Source organism: Bacillus sp. FSL K6-6540 (assembly GCF_038007545.1).
The window spans coordinates 2505826-2523283 of sequence record NZ_JBBOXH010000001.1 but is presented as its reverse complement, the minus strand read 5'-3'; the positions used below and the strand labels follow the sequence as shown (position 1 = coordinate 2523283).

Annotated in this window: 20 protein-coding genes and 1 riboswitch; of the genes, 3 read left to right on the top strand and 17 right to left on the bottom strand. The window is 51.9% G+C overall.

Features of this window, described 5'->3' with window-relative positions; genetic code table 11:
• A complete protein-coding gene (gene ribD, locus MHH82_RS11170) occupies positions 1-1101 on the bottom strand; it encodes a bifunctional diaminohydroxyphosphoribosylaminopyrimidine deaminase/5-amino-6-(5-phosphoribosylamino)uracil reductase RibD (protein ID WP_251493910.1) in 1101 nt (366 codons plus the stop codon).
• A 267-nt stretch (positions 1102-1368) separates the two neighbouring features.
• Positions 1369-1552, bottom strand: a riboswitch (FMN riboswitch).
• A 200-nt stretch (positions 1553-1752) separates the two neighbouring features.
• On the opposite strand from ribD, the gene MHH82_RS11165 reads away from it, so the two are divergent.
• Complete coding sequence (locus MHH82_RS11165) at positions 1753-2154, top strand: acyl-CoA thioesterase (protein WP_015734490.1); 402 nt, start codon at positions 1753-1755, stop codon at positions 2152-2154.
• A gap of 75 nt (positions 2155-2229) precedes the next feature.
• Here MHH82_RS11165 and MHH82_RS11160 read toward each other — a convergent pair whose 3' ends face one another.
• The 16 genes from MHH82_RS11160 to MHH82_RS11085 form a co-directional block, all read right to left on the bottom strand.
• A complete protein-coding gene (locus MHH82_RS11160; RefSeq protein WP_009595227.1) occupies positions 2230-2661 on the bottom strand; it encodes a peptidylprolyl isomerase in 432 nt (143 codons plus the stop codon).
• A gap of 201 nt (positions 2662-2862) precedes the next feature.
• Positions 2863-4197: a diaminopimelate decarboxylase gene (lysA, locus tag MHH82_RS11155; RefSeq protein ID WP_340965664.1), complete on the bottom strand. Its 1335-nt coding sequence runs from the start codon at positions 4195-4197 to the stop codon at positions 2863-2865.
• A 118-nt stretch (positions 4198-4315) separates the two neighbouring features.
• The gene (locus MHH82_RS11150) at positions 4316-5950 is read right to left on the bottom strand and encodes a spore germination protein (protein WP_015734488.1); all 1635 of its coding nucleotides are present in this window, start codon (positions 5948-5950) and stop codon (positions 4316-4318) included.
• Positions 5951-5973: 23 nt separating this feature from the next.
• On the bottom strand, positions 5974-6402 hold the full coding sequence (locus MHH82_RS11145; RefSeq protein ID WP_096773254.1) for a stage V sporulation protein AB: 429 nt from the start codon (positions 6400-6402) through the stop codon (positions 5974-5976).
• Entirely contained in the window at positions 6399-7043 is a 645-nt protein-coding gene (locus MHH82_RS11140) for a stage V sporulation protein AA (protein WP_015734486.1), read from the bottom strand. The genes MHH82_RS11145 and MHH82_RS11140 overlap by 4 nt, the downstream gene beginning before the upstream one ends.
• Before the next feature lie 296 nt (positions 7044-7339).
• Positions 7340-8095: an RNA polymerase sporulation sigma factor SigF gene (gene sigF / locus MHH82_RS11135; RefSeq protein ID WP_009595135.1), complete on the bottom strand. Its 756-nt coding sequence runs from the start codon at positions 8093-8095 to the stop codon at positions 7340-7342.
• Between the two features lie 11 nt (positions 8096-8106).
• Positions 8107-8565: an anti-sigma F factor gene (gene spoIIAB, locus MHH82_RS11130; protein WP_015734485.1), complete on the bottom strand. Its 459-nt coding sequence runs from the start codon at positions 8563-8565 to the stop codon at positions 8107-8109.
• Positions 8562-8915 carry an anti-sigma F factor antagonist gene (spoIIAA, locus tag MHH82_RS11125; protein WP_009595152.1) on the bottom strand — a complete coding sequence of 118 codons (354 nt, stop codon included), beginning with the start codon at positions 8913-8915 and terminating at the stop codon, positions 8562-8564. The genes spoIIAB and spoIIAA overlap by 4 nt, the downstream gene beginning before the upstream one ends.
• 91 nt (positions 8916-9006) lie before the next feature.
• Positions 9007-10197 (bottom strand): D-alanyl-D-alanine carboxypeptidase family protein, encoded by a 1191-nt coding sequence (locus MHH82_RS11120; protein ID WP_015734484.1) that lies wholly within the window; start codon positions 10195-10197, stop codon positions 9007-9009.
• Between the two features lie 193 nt (positions 10198-10390).
• Positions 10391-11215, bottom strand: coding sequence for a purine-nucleoside phosphorylase (locus MHH82_RS11115; protein WP_015734483.1), 825 nt, complete (start codon positions 11213-11215; stop codon positions 10391-10393).
• 58 nt (positions 11216-11273) lie between these two features.
• Entirely contained in the window at positions 11274-12158 is an 885-nt protein-coding gene (locus tag MHH82_RS11110; RefSeq protein ID WP_145035528.1) for a site-specific tyrosine recombinase, read from the bottom strand.
• 40 nt (positions 12159-12198) lie between these two features.
• Entirely contained in the window at positions 12199-12432 is a 234-nt protein-coding gene (locus tag MHH82_RS11105; RefSeq protein ID WP_009595237.1) for a YqzK family protein, read from the bottom strand.
• A gap of 340 nt (positions 12433-12772) precedes the next feature.
• On the bottom strand, positions 12773-13237 hold the full coding sequence (gene fur, locus MHH82_RS11100) for a ferric iron uptake transcriptional regulator (protein ID WP_006209405.1): 465 nt from the start codon (positions 13235-13237) through the stop codon (positions 12773-12775).
• A gap of 109 nt (positions 13238-13346) precedes the next feature.
• A complete protein-coding gene (gene spoIIM, locus MHH82_RS11095) occupies positions 13347-13970 on the bottom strand; it encodes a stage II sporulation protein M (protein ID WP_009595126.1) in 624 nt (207 codons plus the stop codon).
• An 89-nt stretch (positions 13971-14059) separates the two neighbouring features.
• Positions 14060-15274 (bottom strand): endonuclease Q family protein, encoded by a 1215-nt coding sequence (locus MHH82_RS11090; protein WP_015734481.1) that lies wholly within the window; start codon positions 15272-15274, stop codon positions 14060-14062.
• Between the two features lies 1 nt (position 15275).
• Positions 15276-15857 carry an NUDIX hydrolase gene (locus tag MHH82_RS11085; RefSeq protein WP_340965655.1) on the bottom strand — a complete coding sequence of 194 codons (582 nt, stop codon included), beginning with the start codon at positions 15855-15857 and terminating at the stop codon, positions 15276-15278.
• Positions 15858-15951: 94 nt separating this feature from the next.
• On the opposite strand from MHH82_RS11085, the gene mciZ reads away from it, so the two are divergent.
• Positions 15952-16116: a Z-ring formation inhibitor MciZ gene (gene mciZ, locus MHH82_RS11080; RefSeq protein WP_015734480.1), complete on the top strand. Its 165-nt coding sequence runs from the start codon at positions 15952-15954 to the stop codon at positions 16114-16116.
• A 98-nt stretch (positions 16117-16214) separates the two neighbouring features.
• Complete coding sequence (locus MHH82_RS11075) at positions 16215-17426, top strand: tetratricopeptide repeat protein (RefSeq protein WP_015734479.1); 1212 nt, start codon at positions 16215-16217, stop codon at positions 17424-17426.
• The last annotated feature ends 32 nt before the right edge of the window (positions 17427-17458 follow it).

Below are 17458 nucleotides of genomic sequence, written 5' to 3'. Positions count from 1 at the left end.
TTATTTCCAGACCGGAATGCCGGTGACGTAGATATTGTCGCCCAGTCTTTCGGTCTCAAGTCCTGTCAGCGAAATCGCTTGGTTCATCTGTTCATAACCGCTGAACATGTAATTTCCCGGCGCATCATACCCGCCGATGATTTTGGGAGCGATAAACTGGATGAGCCGGTCCACCAGCTTCTGCTCCAGCATCGAGCCATTAAGCGTACCGCCGCCTTCCAGCAAAATCGAGGCGATCCCCTTTTGTCCCATCTGCAGCAGCGCTCCCTTCAGATCCACCCGCGGTCCAGGCCCGCAGGGGATGACCTGAGCACCAAGCTCTTCCAACTCGGACCGCTTCGTGCCATCCGCCTGCTCCGTCGTCAAGATCCAGGTTGGCGCCAATCCGTCTGACACGACATGGCTGTCGAGCGGTATCCTCAGGCTCGAATCCACGATGATCCTGACCGGGTGAAGCCCCTCAACGCCAAGCCGGGTCGTCAGGCTCGGGTTATCCGCGATAACCGTAGACACGCCGACCATGATGCCTTGATGGCGATGGCGCAGCGTATGCACAAGCTCCCGGGATTTTTCATTGGAGATCCACTTGCTGTCCCCGGTTTTCGAAGCGATCTTGCCGTCCAGCGTGCTCGCCGTCTTTAACGTCACGAAGGGCCGGCCCGTCGTAATGAATTTAATAAAGGCTTCGTTCAGGCGAAGAGCGCGATCTTTAAGGATACCCGTTTCAACCTCGATTCCCGCTGCGCGCAGCATCTGAATCCCTCTGCCCGCCACGAGGGGATTCGGGTCCTCGCAGGCCACAACCACCCGCCGAACGCCCTCGGCGATAAGCCTCTCGCTGCAAGGCGGCGTAGCGCCGTAGTGACTGCAGGGCTCCAATGTCACGTACACGGTACTGCCTGCCGCTTTCGGCCCGGCCATATTCAGGGCATGAACCTCGGCATGCGGCGTTCCCCGCTCCAGATGCGTGCCCACCCCGGCGAGAGCGCCATCCTTAACTACGACGCAGCCGACTACCGGGTTGATCCCGGTTTGGCCCTGCGCACGTTCAGCCAGATCCAGCGCAAGTGACATATAGAATTCATCGTTGACGATATCCATGCTAAACATGCCCCTTTCCCAACGTTCATACAAAAAAGCCCGGCCAAAGATTCCGAAGAATCCTTAACAGGGCTTGATGGAAGTTAATCATTGACACGATAAATAACCGTCATGAATGCAGATTTCGCGTATGACAAGCGACCCAAATCCGTAACAGGCGACACCAAAAAAACGCCGTCACAGCTTTGAATTGCATGTGAAAACCTGCACATAACGCATGTCACGCTGTGCGCAAAGACACAATAACATGTGCTGCTTATGTGCCTCTCACTCCTTCTCCCATCCAGACTATACTGTCGGTCCCGGATTTGCACCAGGTCCACCGCATACGATGTGTAACGTCACATTCATATCCGGGTCACGGACTAAGACGCAGCACTCTGCTTCGATAAGCTCAATAACTGCGTTCATCACCGCCGGTAGGGAATTTCACCCTGCCCCGAAGGATAAAACCTATGAAATTGTTTGATCTTATGAAGAATCTTATCACCCCCTTTTGAAAATTGCAAGATAAAACAACTAACTTTTTTAAAGCGTATAACTTTAATGCTGTCATTAGCATGGACTTTTGAAGGAGAATGCTTCCCGAAAGGAGAACAGTTAAGTAGGGTAGCAAGGAGATAAGTAGCAGTTGAAAAGGAGCGAGCCACGATGAAAACTTCGCTGGACATTATCGTCCGTCCCACGGAGATCGACGTCAACGGACATGTAAACAATGCAAAATACCTCGAATACCTGGAGTGGGGCCGGGAGGAATGGTACGAAGCGGGAGATCTGCGGTATGATGTGCTGAAACGGCTCGGGGTCCAGACCGTCACCGTCAATATTAATATCAATTACCGCAAGGAGTGCGGCCAAGGCGAACGGCTGACCGTCGTGACGGAACCCGAATCCATGGGCCGCACGAGTTACGTCATGGCCCAGCGGATATACAACGAACAGCATGAGCTTTGCGCGGATGCCATCGTTACCAGCGTGGCGATGGATGTAAACTCACGTAAAAGCCGGCCCGTCCCCGAAGAACTCAGCCGATTGTTCCCAGCCCCTGCGTAATCCGCCCTTTGCGGCGGCCATAAAAAACAGGCTCACCTCTGAGGGTGAGCCTGTTTTTGCATGATGCTGAATTTATTATGCTTCGTACACTTCTACTTTTTCCATTTTGTCGCGGCCTTTGAATGCATCCACATACTCCATGCCTTCAACGACTTTGCCAAATACGGTATGTTGTCCGTCCAAATGAGGCTGCGGCTCGTAGCACACGTAGAACTGACTTCCGCCGGTGTTTCGGCCGGCATGCGCCATGGCCAAGCTTCCGCGCTCGTGCTTGTTAGGATTGATCTCGCAATTAATCGTATAACCCGGTCCGCCGGTCCCCGTTCCCTGCGGACATCCGCCTTGAGCGACGAATCCAGGAATTACGCGGTGAAATACCAGACCGTTATAGAAGCCGGAGTTGGCCAATTTCTCAAAATTAGCTACCGTGTTCGGTGCATCGTTCTCGAACAGGTCGAGCACAACCTCTTTGCCGTTTTCCAAGGTGATCTTCGCTTTTTTTGCCATATGTGTGTATCTCCTTCCGTTATCTCAAACGCTTTTATCGATTTTTTTACAATGCAAGTTATAGTTTACTATGAATTGAGCCTCGAAGCAAAACGATCTTGTCCCCGTCCTCGCGACCATATTCGACGGAAGGCAGGACGAAGAGCCCTGACCGCAGCCGGAGGCTTTGGCGGGCCCTTCCTATCCAGAAACATTGACGTCTTATAAACTCGTAACGGTTTCTTTTATTACATCCGCCGGCACGACATCGTTGCTGATGATATCGGCAAGCGATTCGCGGCGAACGACCAGATTGCTTTGCCCATCCTTCACGAATACGACCGCAGGTTTGCGGATCCGGTTGTAGTTGCTGGCCATGGAATAGTTGTATGCGCCCGTGCAGGACACCGCCAGCAGATCGCCCGTTTCAACCTTCGGAAGCTCCAGGTCCCAAATCAGCATGTCTCCGCTCTCGCAGCACTTGCCGGCAATGGATACCGTTTCTTCCGGCTCTTCTTTAGCCCGGTTTGCAAGCAGCGCTTCGTATTTCGATTCGTAGAGCGCCGGACGCGGATTGTCCGTCATGCCGCCGTCGACGGCAACATATTTGCGCACCCCGGGAATATCCTTGCTGGTTCCCACCGTGTAGAGCGTGGTACCTGCGTCACCGACGATGCTCCGACCCGGTTCCACCCAAATTTCAGGAAGCTCGGAACCAAGGCCCGCAAAATGGTTCTTTACCGCATCCGTAATCGCTTTTACATACTGGGATACTTGAAGCGGCGTATCTCCATCCACGTAGCGGATACCGAATCCGCCGCCCAGGTTCACGACCTTGAACACGACGCCCAGGCCTTCTTTTACGGAAGCTGCAAATTCAGCTACGCGCTGAACAGCCATCTGGAAGCCTTCCACCTCAAAAATCTGGGAACCGATGTGGGAATGGATGCCCATGAGATGAATATTCGCCTGTGCTTCCGCAAGCTGCACCGCTTCGTACGCAGAGCCGTTGCCGATATCAAAGCCGAACTTCGAATCGGTTTGTCCGGTCGAGATATATTCATGCGTATGCGCCTCGACGCCCGGTGTCACGCGAAGCAAAATGTTGACCTTGCGGTTCTTCTCGGCAGCGATGGCCTGCAGCATATGCAGTTCGATCACGTTATCGACAACGAAACAGCCGATTTCGGCATCCAGCGCCATCTCGATCTCTTCCGGCGTCTTATTATTTCCGTGGAAATGAATCCGATCCGCCGGGAATCCGGCCTGAAGCGCCGTGTACAGCTCTCCGTCGGAAACAACGTCGAGCGACATGCCTTCCTCGTCGGCCAATCGGCACATGGCCATAACGCAGAACGCTTTGCTTGCATACGCGACTTGGAACTTCAAACCGGAAGCCTTAAAGGCCTCGATGTATTCCCGGCAGCGGTTGCGAACCGACTGCTCGTCTACGATATATAGTGGTGTTCCATATTGAGCTTTCAAATCGGATGTGTCACACCCGCCGATTTCCAAATGCCCCTGATCGTTAATCTTGCTTGTACCGTGTAAAAACATGCTTACAATTCCTCCGATCCATTGTTTCAAAAATAGGGTAATCGAATAATTGTTCACAGTATAGCAGACAACGGAAGGTAATCAAAATGGATTTTTCAACACAACATTTGTGTTATTGTTAGTGCTCGCCCCTCGGATTCATTTCCGGGCCCATTTTCGTGTTGTCACGCGTTTTGTTGAGAGCCGGGCGTCTTCTTGACAGAAGCAGCGGTTTGCGGAATAAAATTTCGCCCATCGCTTTTGCACTAAATGGTATAAACGGCCATAAATAAGACGAGTTATAGGAACGGTGGGTCGTCAGGAGCAGAATCAGGAGCGTTGTGCCGATGACAAAGCCCTTCACCCCAAACAAGGCTGTGGCCAGCAGCAGGATCAGCCTGACCATCCGATTGGCAAGTCCCAGCTCGTAACTCGGAGTCGCATACATCCCGATGGAGGCAACCGCCATATACAAGACAACCTCGTTGACAAACAATCCGGTTTTAACGGCAATATCGCCGATCAAAATCGCAGCGATCAAGCCCATTGCCGATGCGAGCGGCGTCGGTGTATGAACCGCGGCCAAACGGAGCAAATCCACCCCGAATTCCACGATCAGAAACTGCAGAATAATGGGAATTTTCGCATTCTCCTGCGGACCGATGATATCGAGTCCCGGCGGCTTCAATTCAGGATGGACAACCAGCAGCATCCACAACGGGAGCAGGAACATGGAAGCAAAAATGCCTATAAATCGTATCCAGCGAAGATAAGTCCCCATAAACGGGGTCTGCCGGTTCTCTTCCGCATGCTGGCAGAGATCCAGGAAGGTGGTCGGCATGATCATCACACTCGGCGATGTATCCACCATAATGACGATCCGGCCTTCCAGCAGGTGGGAAGATACCACGTCCGGCCGCTCCGAATAACGGACCAGCGGATAGGGGTGCCAGCCCTTGTTTACAATCGCTTCCTCCAGCTGCTTGTCGCCTAGAGGGAGCCCCTCCAAATCGATTTCCTGGATTTTCTTCCGGATGGCTTCTACCTGGGTACGGTCGGCTACGTCATCGATGAAGACCAAACTGACGTCCGTTCTCGTACGCCTTCCCACTTTGATGATCTCCACATGCAGTCCCGGATCACGAACCCGTCTCCGCACGAGGTTAACGTTTGTCACCAGCGTCTCCGTAAACCCGTCCCTGGCGCCTCGAACAACGCGTTCGACAGCCGGCTCTTCGAGTCCCCGTACGGGATATTTCCGGGTGTCCAGGATGATGGCGGAATGCGCATCCTCGATGAACAGCGCGCATAGGCCTGACAGGACCTCGTCAATCACCTTGCTGAGCCTGGTATCCCGCTCCACCTGAACATGGGGAATATAGCGGTTCATGATTTCGGAAAGCGCATGGTTGTTAACGTCGTCTGGCGTCAGGTACGTCAGTCTTGTCAAAATTTCCGTCACCACGACATCGTTGGTGAACCCGTTTAGAAAGAGAAGCCCCGCATTTCTGCCGGCAAAGTTCATCTCGCGGAATACCACGTCAAACGAAACACCAAGGCCGATCACTTCCTTAAGCGTTTCTTTTAGTACGCTCAGCTTCGCGGGAACATCGTCCGTTTGCTGCCAATAAATGACGGATTCCTTGGTGCTGTCGGAGGTTTCCGCCTCCCTCTTTTCCTTCAGCGCTTCTTCCTCCAGCGCTTTGATCTCCGATGGAGGAATGATCGGAATCCCGGCCTCCAGTTCGCCGCCATGCGTTGTTTTCTCGTCCATAACCTACCTCCTAGCCATAACTGTCACTTGCTGTAAACAAACCAGTCGAACAGGGAACCCGCTACCTTGCCTGCCACCATCGCCATCAGAAGACCAAACAAATACCCCTTCAGCCGGAGCCGCTTGGCCAGAATCGGCAGGACATTCAATACTTCCGTCAGTGCGGCTGCCAGCATGCCGATAAATATTCCGCACATCAGTCCGATTACGGTACTCACGACCGGTCCCAAAGGAACGGACCATCTCCAGAAATCGGCCACCGTGCCAATGAAGGATCCCGTTATCAATGCTCCTTCGTACCAATGCACCCGGCTGTAAGTCGCCGTCAACTGGGACAATCTCGGTATGATGTCCAGCACAATGATGAGCGCAATCACGCCGCCGCCGACGGCGATGCCTCCGGCAACGCCGAGAACACAGGTAAATACCCCTTGCAGAATGGACAACATCATGGTTTTTCCCCCGTCGTATCGGCACTGGCATTCATTTTTCGGTATTCTTCGGCAACCACGAACTGATCCAGATTTTCCTGATAGAGGTACATTTCCACCTCCAGCGGGGTCGGTTCTTCATTCCATTTTTTCTTGAACAAATGATTGAAGAACACCGTCATGCCGAATCCGAGCCCCAGAGAGTAAGCGATCTGGAACAAATAGGGATGCTCATCTCGTTTTCCCGTCACCATTTCGACAATCCGGATCTGGACCTCAAGCATGTTGACGTCTGCATGAAAGTTCATGATGGTGAGCGCAGAACCGAAAAACAAGAGCAGCCAAATAAGCGGGAACCACAGTCTGGATCGTTTGCTGTCCGGACCGACAAGCTCCACCAGGGTATGATGGTTACCCATCGGTTCAATATGGGCGCCCGGAATCAACCCTTGTATCTTCGGAATGATTTGAATCAGATCCATGACAAGACGGTTGCCGTCGATATCCTTCGGCTGAGTCAACGGCAGGGCTCTGAGCCGTTTCTCCCATTCGGGCTCACAGACTATGAAGGCGACATCACCTAGTTTGACGGTCTGGTCTCTCGGCAGCCGTATTCGGCTCCGCAGCTGCAGAAACACCGTCGGAGTGGGATTAACCTTCATCCGAAACACTCCTTTACTGCTAAATTACCGTTAGTATGGGAAATTGCCATCGTTTCTACTCGGATTTACCATACTTTCTTTAATCGCCGGATCGGCCAGGATCGTTATACAAAAAAAACAAGCTAATCAACCATCGACATCTCACTTAGAAGACAGGCCCCCTTTAGGGAAAGTTCGTCAAGTGAGATAAAGGGGGAAGACGCTGAAGTGGTTACGGTCTTATTTCCGCAAGAAAGCGCCGTCCCAGAAGGACGGCGCTTTCTTTGTGCAGGCTTTAGGATACGGTATAGATCCCGCTACTGCGCGATCTCGTTTCGAATGCTCTGCAATATTTTTTTCTCGAGCCGCGATACCTGCACCTGGGATATGCCCAGCCGGGTGGCAACTTCCGACTGCGTCTGATCCCGATAGTACCTTAGATATACAATGAGCCGCTCCCGTTCGGTCAAGCCCCCTATCGCTTCGTTCAAGGCCAGCTTGTCAAACCATCGTTCCTGCGAATCATCGGCAATCTGATCCATTAGCGTGATGGGATCCCCGTCATTTTCAAATACGGTCTCATGAATCGAGGTTGGCGGTTTGTTCGCCTCCTGGGCAAACACCACTTCCTCGGGCGTTACCCCCAGCTCTTCGGCAACCTCTTTCACCGTGGGAAGACGATCGAGCTGCTTGGACAGCTCGTCCCGCTTCTTCCTGACTTTGTTGGCCATCTCCTTAAGCGAACGGCTGACCTTCAGAGTCCCGTCGTCCCTTAAGAAACGCTGAATTTCACCGATAATCATCGGTACGGCATAGGTAGAGAACTTTACGTCATAACTGAGATCGAACTTGTCCACGGATTTGAGGAGACCGATACAGCCGATCTGAAACAGATCATCCGGCTCATACCCCCGGTTCATAAACCGTTGAACGACAGACCAGACAAGACGAATATTACAGTTGACGAGCGTGTCCCGGGCGACATTATCCCCGCTTTGGCTAAGTGCAATGAGTCGTTTGACCTCCGCGTCGTCCAAATAAGTCTGCGAAGTTTTCTTCACATCGGCATCCATTTGTCCAACCCCTAATTATATAAAGCTTTCTTAGATTCGATCCTCTTTTTCATTTTGATCGACGTACCGTTGCCTGGTTCGCTGACCACTTCAAATTCGTCCATGAAATTTTCCATGATGGTGAATCCCATGCCGGATCGTTCCAGCTCCGGCTTCGAGGTATACAGCGGCTGCTTCGCCATCTCCAGATCTTCGATCCCGTGGCCGGAATCTTCGATGCGCAGCGTGATCATATCCCCGTCTATCGAGGCTTCAATCTTGACGACCCCTTCCGGGTCGCTATCGTAACCATGGATGATGCTGTTCGTGACGGCCTCGGAAACCACCGTTTTCAGATCATTCAGCTCATCCATGTTGGGATCCATCTGGGAGATGAATGCAGCCACGGCGACACGGGCAAAGGATTCGTTTTCCGACTTAGCGGCAAACTGCAGCGACATAAAATTATGCTGTGCTCTTCCTTCACTCATGACACTACCTCCAGACCCGAGAGTGCCGTGCCCTCGTTCTCGTATATCGGCATGATTTTGAACAGCCCCGACATGTCAAGCAAGCGGTAAACCTGCGGCTTGACATCGCACACCGCCATCTTTCCGCCCTTTTGCTTGATGAATTTATAGCGTCCCAGAATGACTCCCAGCCCTGAGCTGTCCATAAAATCCAAGTCTTTTAAGCTCAGCACCAAGTGCTCTGTTTGACGTCTCTGAATGGCTTCATCCAGCTGCATCCGGACATGATCGGCCGTATGATGATCCAGCTCGCCGGACAGACGGACGATCAGAACATGCCTGTGATGCTCCATATCAACATGCAGATTCATGTTTGTTCACTCTCCTCCCTGACATGAACAAGGATTTCTACATTCGAAAAAGACATTCCTGCATCACGACAAAACTAGAAGAAAACTCCCATTAATCTACATGAAACAACTTGCCGGTTGTCCGTTTGAACAGCTTCCAGAATCCGGCCTTTTCCACCTTAACAGGCGACGTCAGCTCGAACTCCTTCACGAGCTGTTCCCCCTGATAGACAGACAGCTTGCCGATGACTTGTCCGGCGGCTACCGGTGCCTTCAGGTTCGGATCCAACTGAATCTCATGACGGATGTCCGGATTCTTTACGCCTTTCTTGACAAGCACGCTGTAGTCTTTTTCCGCTTGAATCGAGATCTCGGGCACGTTGCCCTTTTGCACCTTTACGATACCGAGCACTTCGCCAGGCTTATAGATGGAGTGCATCGTGTATTGGGAAAAGGCATAATCAAACATGCGCGACACTTCATTGTTCCGCGTCTTGGTGTCCGGAGCCCCCATGACAACCGCTACGGCGCGCAGCCCGTCCCGTTTGGCCGTTGCCGATAAACAGAACTTGGCTTCGGACGTATACCCGGTTTTCAATCCGTCCGCGCCCGTGTAGAACCGCACCAGCTTGTTCGTATTGACCAGCCAGAACGGTTTCTCCGAATCTTTGCGCAAGTAATCCTGATAAGCGCCGGTATATTTGGTGATCTGGTCGTATTTCAGCAATTCCCTGCTCATGACCGCTATGTCATGGGCCGATGTATAATGATTCTCTGCAGGAAGTCCGTTGCAGTTCACGAAATGCGTATCTTTCATTCCGAGCTCCGCCGCTTTCTCGTTCATCATTTTCACGAAGCCTTCTTCCGAGCCGGCAATCTTCTCCGCCATCGCAACGGAAGCATCATTGCCCGATGCCATGGCAATGCCTTTGAGCATCTCGTCCACGGTCATTTCCTCGCCGGGCTCAAGAAAAATCTGGGATCCGCCCATGGATGCCGCATATTCGCTGGTGCGCACCTTATCGGTCCACTTCAATTGTCCTTCATCGATGGCTTCCATCGTAAGCAGCATCGTCATTACCTTGGTGATGCTGGCCGGAGGCAGCTTATCATGGCTGTTTTTCTCGTAAATAATGGTTCCGGTATCCGCATCCAGCAATATAGCGGAACGGGCACTTGGCGCCAGCTCCTCTTGAGATGATCCTCCGCCGGGTTTGCTATTTTCTTCCGCATAACTTGGTACAGCTGCACTGGATAATCCCACGGCTAGAACCAGAAATCCAGCGATTAACGCTTTTTTCACTTCCGTCCCCTCCTGACATTCGTAATGGCATCCCGCTGTACGCGGGTCTGCTATTCATTGTCGTCAGGTTGAAAACAAATTATTCCAGTATTTTACGGAAAATTGTTGCCATTCATCTAAAAGGACATAACAAAGAGGCTGGGCTTCTTGCAGATGTAAATCTGCGAAAAGCCCAGCCTCATGCTAACAACCATTACATTTTGGGAATGATGGCCATAACGAGCGCCAGGAATTTCTCACGGACCTTCTCCGCTGTTTCCATAACTTCGTCATGGGATAGCGGCTGATCCAGTATGCCCGCAGCCATGTTGCTGATGCAGGAGATGCCCAGCACCTCGAGCCCCGCATGCCTTGCTACAATGACCTCGGACACGGTGGACATGCCTACCGCGTCCGCACCGAGCGTGCGCAGCATGACAATCTCGGCCGGCGTTTCATAAGTCGGTCCCAGCAAACCTGCGTAAACCCCTTCTCTCAGCACGATGCCCTGACCCACGGCGACTTCTTTTGCCAATTGGCGAAGTTGACGGCTGTAAGCCTGAGACATGTCCGGAAAGCGCACGCCAAGCGCCGGATCGTTAGGCCCGATTAACGGGTTGGTTCCTGTCATGTTCAGATGATCGGAGATCAGCATGAGGTCGCCCGGCTCGAAGGACGTGTTGATGCCTCCGGCCGCATTGGTAACAAGCAGGCTCTTTACGCCAAGCTCCTTCATGACGCGTACCGGAAAAGCCGTCACTTCCGGGCCGTAGCCTTCGTACATGTGGAAACGGCCCTTCATCAGGACGACAGGCCGGTCGTGGATCGTGCCCAGCAGCAGTTCGCCTTCATGTCCTTCCACCGTCGATACGGGAAAATGAGGAATGTCCGTGTAAGCGATCGAAACCGGATTCTCAATCAATTCCGCCAACACGCCGAGCCCCGAACCCAATATCAGGCCGACCTCGGGCTGGACGCCATTCTGCCCTCGTATGTATGCTGCTGCTTCCTTAATGCTTTGCTGATGGACTGAACTCATATTCATACCGCTCCTATTCTGATGATAAATTGTAGATCCTAGTGCCGGTAGTTCCGCCCTATGATCTCGGGTGATAATGATCGTATACTTCCTTCATGCTTTTCTTGGCAGATTGATACATCCCGGTTGTGGACAATGCCGAGTGTCCCAGCATCTCCTGAACCGAACGCAAGTCCGCGCCGTTCCCCAGCAAATGCATGGCAAACGAATGCCGAAGGGTATGCGGCGTGATGTCCTCGTCAATATCGGCAAGCTTGCCATACTTTTTAATAATTTTCCAAAAACCCTGCCGTGTCAAGCGCGTTCCCAGCGAATTCAGGAATAACGCGTCTTCCCCGGCATCCCGCATCAGCTTGTCCCGCATATCTCGCACATAAAATGCAACGCTCTCGGCTGCAATCGGGGTGATCGGCAGAATACGCTCCTTCCCACCGGAAACCGCGCAGCGTAAAAAGCGCATCTCCAAATGGATGTCATGGATGGACAGATTCACCAATTCCGAGACCTTGATGCCCGAAGCGTACAGCAGCTCAAGCATCGCTTTGTCCCTGGCGCCCTGCGGGGTACCGGAATCGGGAGCCGACAGCAGCTTGTCCACCTGCTCCACGGTTAGCGACTTCGGCGGCTTCCGTTCCGGCTTCGGATTATCCAGCAGCTGAGTCGGATCCTGTACAATAACGGCTTGACGCACCAAATACTGAAAAAAGGAACGCAGGGAAGCCGTGCATCGAAGCAGGCTCGATGCCGCCTTCCCCTGCTGCCTCAATCTTCCCACATACAGCCCGAGCAGCGTTCGATTCACCTCTCGCGGATGGGTGACCTCCCTTTCAGCTGCAAATGCAAGGAATCCTTGAAGGTCGGCCCGATACGATGCTATCGTGCTTCGGGACAGTCCCTTCTCGTCCTCCAGGTATTGTACATATTCGTCCAGATATGGTTTCATGATCTTTTGCTCCTATTCCCGCGGCCCTTTGCAAGCACGATCACTCTCCGTACCAGTAATACAATCGGAGACGCTCGGCCGGCGAATAACGGGAGTCCATGGTGCTCTCCGGCTGAAAAGCCTTTACCGCTTGTCCCGAAGGCGCACGGTAAGGATCCACTGGTGTTAGCCAATCGCCTACCCATCCCAGCACGAAGTAAAAAAACATGGTCAACACGGCAAACATCGAAATAAAACGGATCAGTGAGCCTATTTTTCGAATAGATATAATCACTGGCAGCGCCTCTCTTTCACATGGCATCGATCGCTCAATTGAAAGCGGGTATTGCAGGTATCATTTCACGTAAAGCCTATGATACAAGCTGCAGGATTATGACCGCATCCCTCTTATCTCCGATCAGCCATTGGGTCCGGCGGTTATTCTGAAGAATAAAAAAAACGTCTAATCGACGTACTTGGATGATGTAAAAGTATAATTTGTGCTTAAAAGTGAACGATACGATAAGCGTGCATGAACCGCCTAATATAGTTAATTATCTAAAAAGCCCTCCCGGCTTACCGCCGTAGAGGGCTGCCGTGATGATCATCACTGCGGTTTGTTGAAAGATATAAAATTAGGATTTGTCCTGGTCATTCTTGCCCTTCTCTTTGCAACGGTAGCATATGCCATGGAAATCAAGCCGATGGTCATGAACGGTAAAGTTGAATTCTCGCTCTAACCGCTCTTCCAACGGACCGAGCCAATCCTCGCGTATTTCATCCATGCTTCCACATTGAGTACATATCAAATGATGATGGTGATGCTTCGAAGTATCCGTCCGCAAGTCGTAACGGGCGACACCATCGCCAAAATTTATCTTCTCTACAACATGAAGCTCACTGAGCAGCTCTAGGGTACGGTACACGGTTGCCAGACCGATCTCCGGAGCCTTCTCTTTCACGAGCATAAATACATCCTCTGCGCTAAGGTGGTCGTCTTCATTTTCCAACAATACGCTTACCGTGGCTTCCCGTTGGGGCGTTAATTTGTATCCTTGGGATTGTAGCTGCTGCTTAATTTTGTCGATCCGCGCTTCCATCGTTTCCCTCCCCCTTGGAAATCACTGCACGTTATTGTTCACTTCCTTCATTATAGGGGGATTTGACAAACAAAGTCAAACGGTTTTGCTTTATGGAAAAATTCGCGGATTATAGCAACATGGGCGTAACCCAGCGCATCATGGCGGGGGTTACCCAGGTTTCAAAGGAAGCGACCCCGAGCGTCAGCATGACCATGAAAAATGTCAGCATGGCATACGAAGCAAAGGGCTTCATCATGCTGCCTCCGCGATTCATGATAAATCGGTCCCTGATGATGTAGAGCGAGAAGGTAATTGCGGCTACGCTGCACATCATGAGCACCGGTATGATAAGCAAATTTTGCGGCGCAATCGAGACCAAGGCGAACAGCAGACCTTTCCATGAATACTGCCCCACCAGATAACCGACCGTAAACCCAATGAGAACCCCTTTTAGAAAATCCAATATCAATATTCCCGGAAGCCCGATGACGGACAATCCCAGAATCCATATCAATCCGATCCATTTCAGATGTAGGGCTGCGATGCTCCAGTAAGAAGACTGACTCATGGATTCTCCACCGTCCTGCACGTTAACAAAAAAGTGGTTTAAATAGCGGGCCATTTCCTGCTGTTGCTCCAATGAAAGTGCATTGACCATCAACGCTCCGAACAGCACGCCCACTAAAAACAAGACGCCTACAAACACATAGAGCATCGTCTGATCCTTAAAGGCTTGGCGGAATGATTGCATAGAATAGAGTCTCCTTTCTGTGTCTCTACTCTACTCTATGACAATCGTCAGCCTTGTATGACCTGCTTGGTTGAAAGAGTTGACCCGATTTACCGGAGCACCTTCCCGTAAGAGCCTCCGCCGCCAGCCGATAAGGGCAGCGTCCCATTCCGGGCCATCACGATGCTTGCCGCGAGTCCCTCGCCGGCAACGGCCGCCAGCTCCGCTTCCGTAGCCTGATGAAGGATATTCATTTCGGTGCCGAAGGCGTCAAGCAGCTTCGACATGGAGGACTTCCCTAGACCCGGGATGAACTCTAGCGGAACCTGGTAGTGATACGCCGGCCGACTCTCCGGCACCACAGGCTCCGTGCGGTCAGCGATGTTCAGAATTCGGTCAAACACGCCTTGGACCAGCTTGGTACTGCCGCAGTACGGGCAGCGGACCAAATCATGAACGTCGCTCCCTTCATCCAGAATGCTGTCGCATCCCACGCAATAGGTACGATGGTATTTTCCCAGTCTGGGATTCAGCCCATAGTTCGCACTGATTCTTCTCCGGTTGCTAGCCTGAAGCGCCTGGCGAAATTCTGCGAATGAAGGCTTGGCCATGTCGATCCGGTTGTATTCCCTGCCGATTTTCCCGAGGGAATGCGCATCCGAATTGGTCAAAAAGGAATAGGCATCCAGCTCGCTAATCCGTCCTGCCATCGAGGAATCGGCGCTGAGCCCAAGTTCGATGCCCGCGATCCCGTTCAGATCGAACACCTCGCTCATACGGTCAGCCATGCTGCCGTAAAGCCCCTTATGAGGCGTAAAGACATGAGCGGGTATCAGCAGCCCGCCGCGTGCCGTAATCTCTTGCTGCAGCTCCAGCGGACTGACATAGATGCGCTGGGAACTCAGCTGGACGTTTTTCATATATCCGGCCATCCAGCCGGTGAACTCCTGCATCGTGCCCAGGTCGGGAAAATAAGCCAGCACATGGGCCGCGCCTCGGCCGCTTTCACGTATTTCAATCTCGCTGCCAAGCAAAATTACCGTATCCCGGTACGCAATTCCGCCCCCGTCGATCTCCTGCATGACGCCGCTGTCCAAACACTGCAGAATGTCTTCTTGCACCGAAGGAGAATGGCAATCGATGATGCCGATCATCTGAATGCCTTTCCGCTCCGAAGCTTCGACGGCTATATTTTCAAAGGTCAGGTTGTTGCTTGCGCTTATTTTCACAGCTTGTCCGCTGCTTGTGCGACCGATATGAATATGCATGTCGCAGTAATAGGACTGAAGCTTCCCGGCCGAGACGTTCTCATCAGGATGCTGCATATCAGATCTTGCCCGTCAAGCTGTACATATTCCAAGCATAGACGGCGAGAATGGTTTTGGCATCGCTGATTCTATCCTCTTGGATGAGGGTGTACGCCTCATCCAGCGAGATTTCCATCATCTCTATGAACTCGTCCTCATCGGGGTTCATGTCGCCTCCGACCAGATCCTCTGCCAGGTACAAGTGAATGATCTCATCGGCAAACCCCGGAGATGTATAGAAGGAATGCAGTTTTCGGATCGAGCCGCACGTATAACCGGTTTCCTCCTGCAGTTCACGTTTGGCCGCTTCAAGCGGATCTTCCCCCCGCTCCAGCTTGCCGGCAGGGATTTCAACCTCACAGCGCCCAAGAGGCTGACGAAATTGATTGACGGCCAGCATTTTATCGTCTTTTAACGCAAGCACCGCTACGGCGCCGGGATGCCTGACAACCTCACGGGTTGCCGTCTGCCCATCGGGCAGTGTCACCGTATCGACCTGCAGCGATATGATTTTCCCTTCAAAAATAGATTGGGTGGACAAGGTGGTTTCTTCCAGCAATTTATCCGATGCTTCACGGGTCTTACTGCCGATATCGCTCACAAAATGACCTCCTTTGTTTAAAAACGGCATGGCGGACCATGCTAGTGCATAAGGTGTATTATATCAAAATTTCCAAGAAAGAAGGAAGCCGCCCATGAAAAGCTACAAAGGTGACCATTCGATACATTTGGTAGGACAGGCCTGGCAGATTCGGATTATGCTGAAGCAATGGCAGCAGCAATGGGGCTCCGAAACGATGATTGTGGATATTATTTCTAAATCTTCTAAAAATATTTATGAAAATAGATCGGGAAATTAGTTCTGTAGACCTGTTTTTCGACTTTTTTCTATTTTTTTCGAATACGGACCATGACCTTTTCACCTATAAGGGTGTTTATATCATTGGGAGGCTTCGACATGCGACAACTACCTATTATTGAAACCGATCCGATTACAAATCCACCTTCAACTGAATATGAGCGCGGAAAATGGTACAAAAAACGGGGGTATCTTGAGAAGGCTTTGAAGAGCTTCAAGGATGCTGCACAATCCGCAACAACCGATACAACGAGCTCGGGATGGAAGGAAGTCGATTTAAGCTGGCTTGAGTACGGGCTATTAAGCATGCGAATGCGTTCCTACGGCAAAGCCGAGGAGGCCTTCAGAACCGTCGTGCTTCATTCCGGTGCCCACGCCCAAGAGGCGCTGAATCAATGGGCCGCACTCCTGCTTCTGCAAGGAACCCCGGACCAAGCCATATGCGAACGGCTCTTGGACGAAACAAGCGGCTTTCCGGCATCCCATATCATGGTTGGCAGGTCTTTATATTACATCGGGGCTTATCCGTTTGCCTCCCGCTGCTTTGCTGAGCAGGGAAGTTTATATTCCGATACCTGTATCATGTACGTGACTTGCCTCATCATGGCGGGTCAAACCGCAGAAGCCATGCAGTTCATTGACAGCTACCTTCGGGATTCCACCCGTCAGCCGCGGGAACTGCCGCGTCCGCAAGGATCCGAAATGGCTCAGCTGACCCGAATCCGGCAGCTCTGCGAGTGGAGCCTTCAGCATTCGCTGCCTGACCGATTCATCGTCATGTCGGAGGCTTTACAATTAGCTCGCACTGCCATATCGCTCAACATGATCTCCATCGCGGAACATCTGCTTGCCGATAGCGGCGAACGTGCTTATTATGCTCTTATCTGTTTTCTTTATGATGAAGGCTACAGGGGACAAGCAATTTCCAGGTTGCATCAATTGGAAGCGTTACCTCTCCAGGACCAAGACAGCTACAGCAAGAAGGTATGTTTCATAGCGGCTGAACATTTGTATGACCTGGGTAAATATGACGAGGCCGCATCCATGCTCGAGCAGCTAAGGCTCGCTTCTCCCGGGCATACGGAGGCTCGCTTCGGCGAAGCCGCTTGTTATTTGCAGTCCGCGTTGATTTCCCTTTCCGCCCGTCTTGAGGAGAGTTATTCCTCTGCAGCGGCAAGGAAGGAAATCGAGCTATACCTCGACAACATTAATGCCGCATTGCATGTTGTCGAGAGTACGAACTGGCACACCACCTGGACGCCTGCCCAAAAAAGGGTAGAGACCTCCCCGACGATGTCTTTCCTGAATTAGTTGCATTTAAAAAGCCCGCTGCGGACATCCAG